The organism is Achromobacter sp., from assembly GCF_049647645.1.
Lineage (GTDB): Bacteria > Pseudomonadota > Gammaproteobacteria > Burkholderiales > Burkholderiaceae_B > Achromobacter.
This window is the reverse complement of record NZ_JBARYB010000240.1, coordinates 1-8,264: the sequence shown is the minus strand read 5'-3', so window position 1 is coordinate 8,264 and position 8,264 is coordinate 1. Positions and strand designations below refer to the sequence as shown.

9 protein-coding genes are annotated in these 8,264 nt (G+C 65.0%); all 9 read left to right on the top strand.

Features of this window, described 5'->3' with window-relative positions; translation table 11 throughout:
* Positions 1-165 precede the first annotated feature (165 nt).
* Positions 166-789: an SCO family protein gene (locus WBB14_RS27595; protein WP_424242578.1), complete on the top strand. Its 624-nt coding sequence runs from the start codon at positions 166-168 to the stop codon at positions 787-789.
* Positions 790-817: 28 nt separating this feature from the next.
* Positions 818-1,312: a copper chaperone PCu(A)C gene (locus tag WBB14_RS27590; protein WP_424242577.1), complete on the top strand. Its 495-nt coding sequence runs from the start codon at positions 818-820 to the stop codon at positions 1,310-1,312.
* Positions 1,313-1,563: 251 nt separating this feature from the next.
* The gene (locus WBB14_RS27585; RefSeq protein ID WP_424242576.1) at positions 1,564-1,923 is read left to right on the top strand and encodes a DUF4148 domain-containing protein; all 360 of its coding nucleotides are present in this window, start codon (positions 1,564-1,566) and stop codon (positions 1,921-1,923) included.
* Positions 1,924-2,160: 237 nt separating this feature from the next.
* Positions 2,161-3,363, top strand: a complete 1,203-nt coding sequence (locus tag WBB14_RS27580) for an ATP-binding protein (RefSeq protein ID WP_424242575.1) — start codon at positions 2,161-2,163, stop codon at positions 3,361-3,363.
* Between the two features lie 5 nt (positions 3,364-3,368).
* Positions 3,369-3,920: a response regulator transcription factor gene (locus WBB14_RS27575; RefSeq protein WP_013395889.1), complete on the top strand. Its 552-nt coding sequence runs from the start codon at positions 3,369-3,371 to the stop codon at positions 3,918-3,920.
* Between the two features lie 258 nt (positions 3,921-4,178).
* On the top strand, positions 4,179-5,087 hold the full coding sequence (gene cyoA / locus WBB14_RS27570) for a ubiquinol oxidase subunit II (protein ID WP_013395890.1): 909 nt from the start codon (positions 4,179-4,181) through the stop codon (positions 5,085-5,087).
* Positions 5,088-5,089: 2 nt separating this feature from the next.
* Positions 5,090-7,066 carry a cytochrome o ubiquinol oxidase subunit I gene (gene cyoB, locus WBB14_RS27565; RefSeq protein WP_424242574.1) on the top strand — a complete coding sequence of 659 codons (1,977 nt, stop codon included), beginning with the start codon at positions 5,090-5,092 and terminating at the stop codon, positions 7,064-7,066.
* Between the two features lie 3 nt (positions 7,067-7,069).
* Positions 7,070-7,684, top strand: coding sequence for a cytochrome o ubiquinol oxidase subunit III (cyoC, locus tag WBB14_RS27560; RefSeq protein ID WP_424242573.1), 615 nt, complete (start codon positions 7,070-7,072; stop codon positions 7,682-7,684).
* Positions 7,684-8,034, top strand: coding sequence for a cytochrome o ubiquinol oxidase subunit IV (cyoD, locus tag WBB14_RS27555; protein WP_332013848.1), 351 nt, complete (start codon positions 7,684-7,686; stop codon positions 8,032-8,034). The genes cyoC and cyoD overlap by 1 nt, the downstream gene beginning before the upstream one ends.
* Positions 8,035-8,264: the final 230 nt, after the last annotated feature.

The window sequence follows — 8,264 nt, the reverse complement described above, 5'->3', positions numbered from 1 at the left end:
CCGCCAGCCGGCACGCGCTGCCCGCGCCCACGCGCGATGCGCCACCGGCGCAGACCGCCTCGGGTCCGCCTCTCGGTTCCCGCGCCCCGCCATTCCTCGCCTGACTCCGCCTGAACGCGCGGCCCCGCCGCGCCCCTGGACGAACCGTCAAGCGACGAGGTTTTCATGCATTCCCCCCTTCTGCGCGCGCCCTCTGGCGCGGCGCGCTCCCACGCGCCCGATCCGCGGCGCCGCCTGCTGCTGTCCTCTTTCGCCCTGCTGGCCCTGGCCGGCTGCGGCCCCGATGCGCCCAAGCTGCACGGCATGGATCTTTCCGGCATGCCGGCCGGCGACTTCCAGCTGCAGGACACCGAGGGCCGCGAACGCAAGCTGGCCGACTACGCCGGCCAGCCGGTCATGCTGTTCTTCGGCTTCACGCAATGCCCGGACATCTGCCCCACCGCGCTGACCCGCGCGGTCGAGATCAAGAGCCTGCTGGGCGCGGATGCCAAAAAGCTGCGCGTCCTGTTCATCACCGTCGATCCCGAGCGCGACACGCCGGAAATCCTGCGCGCCTATACCCAGGCCTTCGATCCGGACTTTGTCGGCCTGCGCGGCAATGCCGAGCAGACGCGCGCCGCGGCCCAGTCGTTCAAGGTCTTCTACCAGAAGGTCGCGACCGGCTCGTCCTACACCATGGACCACACCGCGCTGACCTACGTCATCGACGCCGGCGGCAAGCTGCGCATCGCCCTGCGCCACCAGCAAAGCGCGCAGGAATGCGTGGACGACCTGCGCACCGTGCTCTGACCCGAACCTATATATAGAGGCAACCATCATGAAAAAATCCGCGATCAAATCCCTGGCGGCCGCCGCCTTCGCCGTCTGCGCCCTGGCCGGCGCCCACCCCGCCGCGCTCGCCCAGGACGCCGCCCTGAAGGTGGACGACGCCTGGGTGCGTTCCACGGTGCCCAGCCAGCACGCCACCGGCGTCTTCATGCGCCTGACCTCCACCGGCGCGGGCCGCCTGGTCGGCGTGGAATCGCAGGCCGCCAAACATGTGGAAATCCATGAAATGGCGATGCAGGACAATGTCATGAAGATGCGCCAGGTGCCGGGCATCGCCCTGCCGGCGGGCCAGGCCGTGGAGCTCAAGCCCGGCGGCTATCACGTGATGCTGATCGATCTGGCGGGCCAGATCTCGCCGGGCGACCACGTCGCCCTGACGCTCATCGTCGAGGACGCCGACAAGCGCCAACGCCGCGTGCCGGTAGACGCGGTGGCGCGCCCGCTGAATGCCGCAGCCGCCCCCGCCGCCGGCCACGGCCACTGATGCGCGGCCCGCAGCGTCCCCATGAAAGTGGCTTGACAGCTGTACTGCAGGGCTGAAACAGCTTCCTTGCAACAAGGCCGTCTGGCGTGCAACGCCGCGCCGCGCGCCGGGTCGAATTGGAAAAGGTCCGGCGCGCGCCACCGCGGCGCGCCCGGCCAGGCTTTCCCGCATCCAGGAATCGTCCGCAGGCAGCATCGCGAACGTAGGCGCGGCCCGCAACGGCCGCAAGCTTTGATTGCCAGGAGCGTTTCATGAAGACCCTCAGCAGGACCTTATTGCTATGCGCCGGCTTGGCCGCCGCCGGGGCCGTCCAGGCCCAAACCTCACAGTACTCACGCGATCTGTACGGTGACTGGCGCGTCACCAACGTTGCCCCTCCCGCCAAGACTGCCGACCAGGTCAGCGCCGAACTGGCCAAGGCCAAGGCCAACGGCCAGTACACGTTCGGCGACGAAGACTATCCTCCCCCGGTCATGTCGAACCAGTCCGAAACCCGCGCCCAGGTTGAGCAGGAACTGCAGCAGGCGCAGATCCAGGGCCAGATGGCATCCGACGAGGAAGACTATCCTCCCCCCGCGATGGCCCACAGCGGCACCTCTGATATCCATTGATACAGAGGCTGGGGCGGCGACCGGCCGGGCTACTGGCCAGAATATAAGGGACGCATAACTTGCCGCCCGACCGGCGACGCCCCCCCTGATTCGCCATACAATGCCAGCACATCCACCGCCAGCGTCCCCCGAGATGCGGCGGCAGCCGGCCCCCGCCGCCGCGCCCCGGATGCCAGCGTTCCGCGCAGCCGGGCGCCCGTACCCGCCGGCAGCCAGCCGGCACCTCTGTGTCTGGATATGCCCGGTAGTTCCGCCTTTTCATTCCTGCGTACCCTCTGCAGCCTGCGCTGGCTCGCCATCGCGGGCCAGGCCGCCACCATCCTGTTGGCCAGCAGCGTCCTGGGCCTGGCCCTGCCGCTCGAGCCGCTATGGATCGGCGTCGGCGCGCTGATCGGCTTCAACGTCTACGCCAGCCTGCGTCTGCGCCACCGCCGCGACCTGTCCCACGCCACGGCCTTCGGCCATCTGTTCGTCGACATGGCGGTGCTGGCCTGGATGGTGGGCTGGAGCGGCGGCATCAGCAATCCGTTCGGCATGATGTTCCTGATCCTGACCGCGCTGGCGGCCCTGGCGCTGCCGCGCAACTGGGCGCTGGCCGCGGCGGTGGCGGGCATCTCGGGCTACGTGGTTGCCGCGGTCTTCGGCCAGCCGCTGCGCGGCGAGGTCGATACCCATATCCTGCTGCTCTGGGGCATGGGCGCCAACTTCCTGATTTCCGTGGTGGTGGTGCTGGTGTTTTCCACCCGCCTGGCCTCGGACCTGCGCGACCGCGAACGCGAACTGGCGCGGCTGCGCGAACGCTTCACCCGCAACGAGGGCATCGTTGCCCTGGCCACCCACGCCGCAGCCATGGCGCACGAATTGAACACGCCGCTGGCGACCATGACGCTACTGGCCGACGAGATCGCCGCCGAGGTCAAGGACGAGGACCTGCGCGCCGACGTCTCCACCCTCAGCCAACTGCTGGCCCTGTGCCGGGAACGTATCCGCAATCTGGCGGTCCCAACCGCGGTGGACCTGGTCCGCGTGGTGGGGCAATGGCGTTTGATCCGGCCGACCATCGACCTGCAGCGTTCGGGCGCCCTGCCCGGCAGCCTGCGGGTGGATCCGGCCATCGCCCACTTGCTGCAGGCCCTGCTGAACAATGCGGCAGACGCCGGCGAAGCCGCCGACGTGCCGCGCGTGGACCTGCATCTGGAGTACGGTTATGGCGCCCTGCGCGGCGAAGTCAGGGACTATGGGCGGGGTTTCGATCCCGACCAGACCCTGCTGCCGGCGACCAGCCTGTTCAACAGCGGCAAGCCGGGAGGGCTGGGCGTGGGCCTGGCGCTGTCGCACGCCACGGTGGAACAGATGGGCGGCGAAATGACCATGACCGCTGCCGAAGAGGGCGGCACGCGTATCCGCTTTTACCTCCCGCTAGGGAACCCCGGAACTTGAATGTGATGAACCCAACCGATCTTGGCCTGTTGATCGACGACGACGAACTGTATGTGCGCACCCTGCAGCGCAGCCTGTCGCGCCGCGGCCTGGAAACCCGAACCGCCACCGGCATCGCCGAGGCGCTGCGCGTGGCCGAGGAAATCCGTCCCGCCTTCGCCCTGGTGGACCTGCGCCTGGGCGAAGACTCCGGCCTGACCCTGATCCGTCCGCTGCGCGCCCTGCGCGCCGACATGCGGATCCTGCTGGTCACCGGCTACGCCAGCGTGGCCACCGCCGTCGAGGCCATCAAGCGCGGCGCGGACGACTACCTGCCCAAGCCCGCCACGGCGCCGATGATCCTGCGCACGCTGGGCCTGGTAAAGCCGGAAAACGTTACGATCGAAACGACCATGACGCCGTTGCACCGCCTAGAATGGGAGCACATCCACCAGGCCCTGCACGAAACCGGCGGCAATGTTTCGGCGGCCGCGCGCCTCTTGGGCATGCACCGGCGCTCCTTGCAGCGCAAACTGGCCAAGAAACCGGGGCCGGAACGCGAAGTGCTCGTCGACTGATTTGTGCGGATGCGACAGAACGTCGCATCTCCCGAATGTGGTGGTGCGACATATCGTCGCACCCGGGAACCCGGGGACACGCCCCTGCTCCCCTAGGAAAACCCTGAATCTGCCCCCCTTGGGGCGGAATCCCCCCAGGCAATGCGACCATTCGTCGCAGGCTTGACCCATATCAAGCCGATAGGATGGACTTTGCTGCCTAGCAGCATTCCAGTCTGCTGCTACGCAGCATTTCCCACCTTCCATCCAAGGCTGTACGTGAAACACCCCCTCCTTGCGACCCTTACGCGCATTCTCAGCGTCGGCGCGGTCATGCTGCTTGGCGGCTGCAACATGGAAATCCTCTCCCCCAAGGGAGATATCGGCATCCAGGAAAGGACTTTGCTGTTCACGACGACCGGGCTCATGCTCATCGTCGTGATTCCGGTCATCGTCATGATCCTGGCCTTTGCCTGGAAATACCGCGCATCCAACACCAAAGCTGACTACCAGCCCAAGTGGGCCCACTCCACGGCGATCGAAGTCGTGGTCTGGACCGTCCCTTGTATCATCGTGGCCATCCTGGCCGTGATCACCTGGCGCTCGACGCACGCGCTGGATCCCTACAAGCCGCTCGTGTCCGAACACAAGCCGGTGACCATCGAGGTGGTCTCCCTGGATTGGAAGTGGCTGTTCATCTACCCCGAGTACGACATCGCCACGGTCAACGAGATCGCCTTCCCGGTCGATGTTCCGGTCAACTTCCGGATCACCTCGGCCACGGTCATGAACTCGTTCTTCATCCCCCAGCTGGGCAGCCAGATCTACTCGATGGCCGGCATGGAGACCAAGCTGCACCTGAACGCGCGCGAAGCCGGCACCTATGCGGGCATCTCGGCCAACTACAGCGGCGCCGGCTTCTCCGGCATGCGCTTCAAGGCCATCGCGATGTCTCAGGAAGGGTTCGACAACTGGGTCAAGGATGCCAAGGCTGCCCCGACCGCGCTGACCCCCGAGGTCTATGCGGAACTGGCCAAGCGCAGCGAGCGCAATCCGGTCGTCAAGTATTCGTCGGCGCCGCCCGCCATGTTTGATTTCATTCTTGGCAGCACCATGACCAAGATGGCCGGCGTGGACTCCGCCACGTGCACCCCCACGTCGAACAATCTGATCGCAGGAATTAACTAACAATGCTCGGGAAACTCACCCTCGAGGCCATTCCGTACCATGAACCCATTGTCATGGTTACGCTGGCCGCCGTGTGCCTGGGAGGCCTAGCGGTCTTCGGCGCCATCACCTACTTCCAGAAGTGGAAGTATCTCTGGACGGAATGGCTGACCTCGGTCGACCACAAGCGCATCGGCGTGATGTACATCATCGTCGCCCTGATCATGCTGCTGCGCGGCTTCGCCGACGCCATCATGATGCGTACCCAGCTGGCGGTCGCGTCCGCCGACTCGGCCGGCTTCCTGCCGCCGCACCACTACGACCAGATCTTCACCGCCCACGGCGTCATCATGATTTTCTTCATGGCGATGCCCTTCATCACCGGGCTGATGAACATCGTGGTGCCGCTGCAGATCGGCGCCCGCGACGTGGCCTACCCGTTCCTGAACTCGCTGAGCTTCTGGCTGTTCGGCGCCGGCGTCGCGCTGATGATGATCTCGCTGTTCGTGGGCGAATTCGCCGCGACCGGCTGGCTCGCCTATCCGCCGCTGTCCGGGCTGGACTACAGTCCAAGCGTGGGGGTGGACTACTACATCTGGGCGCTGCAGATATCCGGGCTGGGCACCACGCTTAGCGGCATCAACTTCATCGTGACCATCCTGCGCATGCGCGCGCCGGGCATGAGCCTGATGAAGATGCCGATCTTCACCTGGACCTCGCTGGTCACCAACGTCCTGATCGTCGCCGCCTTCCCGGTGCTGGCCGCCACGCTCGCGCTGCTGACGATGGACCGCTACCTGGGCACGCACTTCTTCACGAACGACATGGGCGGCAACGTCATGATGTACGTGAACCTGATCTGGATCTGGGGCCACCCCGAGGTCTACATCCTGGTGCTGCCGGCGTTTGGCGTGTACTCGGAAATCGTGGCCACCTTCGCCCGCAAGACCCTGTTTGGCTACAAGTCCATGGTTTACGCCACGGCCGCCATCGGCGTGCTGTCGTTCCTGGTCTGGCTGCACCACTTCTTCACCATGGGAGCGGGGGCCAACGTCAATGCCTTCTTCGGCATAGCGACAATGATCATCTCGATCCCGACGGGCGCGAAGATCTTCAACTGGCTGTTCACCATCTACCGCGGCCGCCTGCGCATCACCACGCCGGTGCTGTGGACGCTGGGCTTCATGATCGTGTTCGTCATCGGCGGCATGACCGGCGTGATGCTGGCCATCCCCGGCGTGTCCTTCGTGCTGCACAACAGCCTGTTCCTGATCGCCCACTTCCACAACACCATCATCGGTGGCGTGGTCTTCGGCTGCATCGCGGGCATGACCTACTGGTTCCCCAAGGCGTTCGGCTTCACGCTGAACGAGCGCCTGGGCCGCTACTCGTTCTACTGCTGGTTCGTCGGTTTCTTCATGGCCTTCATGCCCCTGTACATCCTGGGCTTCAAGGGCATGACGCGTCGCCTGAACCACTACGACAACCCCGAATGGCAGCCCTACCTGCTGGTCGCGCTGGCTGGCGCCGCGCTGATCATGCTGGGCATCTGGTTCCTGCTGCAGCAAGTGTTCGTCTCGGTGCGCCAGCGCAAGCAGAACCAGGACGTCACCGGCGATCCCTGGGATGGCCGCACGCTGGAATGGGCCATCTCTTCGCCCGCGCCTTTCTACAACTTCGCCCACGTGCCGCAGGTTGACGCGCTGGACCAGTTCTGGGAAGACAAGCAGAACGGCAAGGCCTACAAGCGCCCGGCCAAGTACGAAGACATCCACATGCCGCGCAACACCGCCATGGGCGTGGTTATCGGCGCCTTTGGCCTGGTCATGTGCTTTGCGCTGATCTGGCACATCTGGTGGCTGTCCATCGTCGGTTTCGTCGGCATGGTCGGTTCGTTCATCGTCCGCGCCTATGACCGCGACGTCGACTACTGGGTCCCGGCCGCGGAAGTCGAACGCATCGAAAACGCTCACTTTGACAAAATGCAGAAGGCCGCCTGAGCCATGATTCAAGCCGTAGCCACTCACCCCCACGCGGGTCACGACGATCACGCGCATCATGACGATGGATCCAAGACCGTATTCGGTTTCTGGGTCTATCTGATGAGCGACTTGCTGATCTTTTCGGTGCTGTTCGCCACGTTCGCGGTGTTGTCCAACGCCACCGCGGGCGGCCCGACAGGCAAGGAACTGTTCGACCTGAAGTTCGTGCTGGTCGAAACGCTGTTGCTGCTGTTCTCCAGCTTCACCTTCGGCATGGCCAACCTGAACGTGCACGCCAACAACAAGAGCCGCGCGATGGGCTGGTTGATGGTGACGTTCCTGTTCGGCGCGGGCTTCATCGCGATGGAAGTCTATGAATTCCATCACCTGATCTCGATCGGCGCCGACCCGGGCCGCAGCGCGTACCTGTCGGCGTTCTTCACGCTGATCGGCACGCACGGCCTGCACGTCACCTTCGGCCTGATCTGGATCATCGTCCTGCTGGACATGATCCGCCGCCATGGCCTGGATTCGATCAACAAGCGTCGCCTGGCGTGCCTGAGCCTGTTCTGGCACTTCCTGGACATCGTCTGGATCTGCGTCTTCACCTTCGTCTATCTTCTGGGAGCCCTCTGATGTCGCACTCCGCTGCGGCCGCACACGGCCACGACGATCACGCCGCCGACCACGGCAGCCTGAAGTCCTACATCATCGGTTTCGTGCTCTCGCTGGTTCTCACCTTCGGCTCCTTCGGCCTGGTGATGAACGGCGGGCTGTCCCACGCCATCACCATCGCCGGTGTGGTGGCGCTGTGCGTGCTCCAGTTGCTGGTGCAACTGGTGTACTTCCTGCACATGGGCGCATCGAAATCGGCCCGCGACAACCTGGCCACGTTCGTCTTCACCTTGATGATCATCTCCATCATCGTCGGCGGCTCCGCCTGGGTGCTGTACAACATGAACGTCAACATGGGTCACGCCATGTAATGACGGCTTGCCGTTGAAGCAAAAAAAACAGGCGCCTCAGGGCGCCTGTTTTTTTTGTGCTGCAATCCCGCGAACGCGCCGGTCTCAGGGCGCCGGCCGCAGATTCAATGTCACGTTGGCCCGCCGCGCCAGTTCGCCCGCGCTCAGGCCCACGAAAGGCTGCACGCGCGAACGCTGGTTCGGGTCGCAGGCGGGCGCGGCCTCGGCGCCGTCCAGCACCTGCCTGACGG

Coding starts and splice junctions, on each gene's coding strand:
- WBB14_RS27595 (WP_424242578.1), top strand. CDS start 166: ATGCATTCCCCCCTTCTGCGCGCGCCCTCTGGCGCGGCGCGCTCCCAC.
- WBB14_RS27590 (WP_424242577.1), top strand. CDS start 818: ATGAAAAAATCCGCGATCAAATCCCTGGCGGCCGCCGCCTTCGCCGTC.
- WBB14_RS27585 (WP_424242576.1), top strand. CDS start 1,564: ATGAAGACCCTCAGCAGGACCTTATTGCTATGCGCCGGCTTGGCCGCC.
- WBB14_RS27580 (WP_424242575.1), top strand. CDS start 2,161: ATGCCCGGTAGTTCCGCCTTTTCATTCCTGCGTACCCTCTGCAGCCTG.
- WBB14_RS27575 (WP_013395889.1), top strand. CDS start 3,369: ATGAACCCAACCGATCTTGGCCTGTTGATCGACGACGACGAACTGTAT.
- cyoB (WP_424242574.1), top strand. CDS start 5,090: ATGCTCGGGAAACTCACCCTCGAGGCCATTCCGTACCATGAACCCATT.
- cyoC (WP_424242573.1), top strand. CDS start 7,070: ATGATTCAAGCCGTAGCCACTCACCCCCACGCGGGTCACGACGATCAC.
- cyoD (WP_332013848.1), top strand. CDS start 7,684: ATGTCGCACTCCGCTGCGGCCGCACACGGCCACGACGATCACGCCGCC.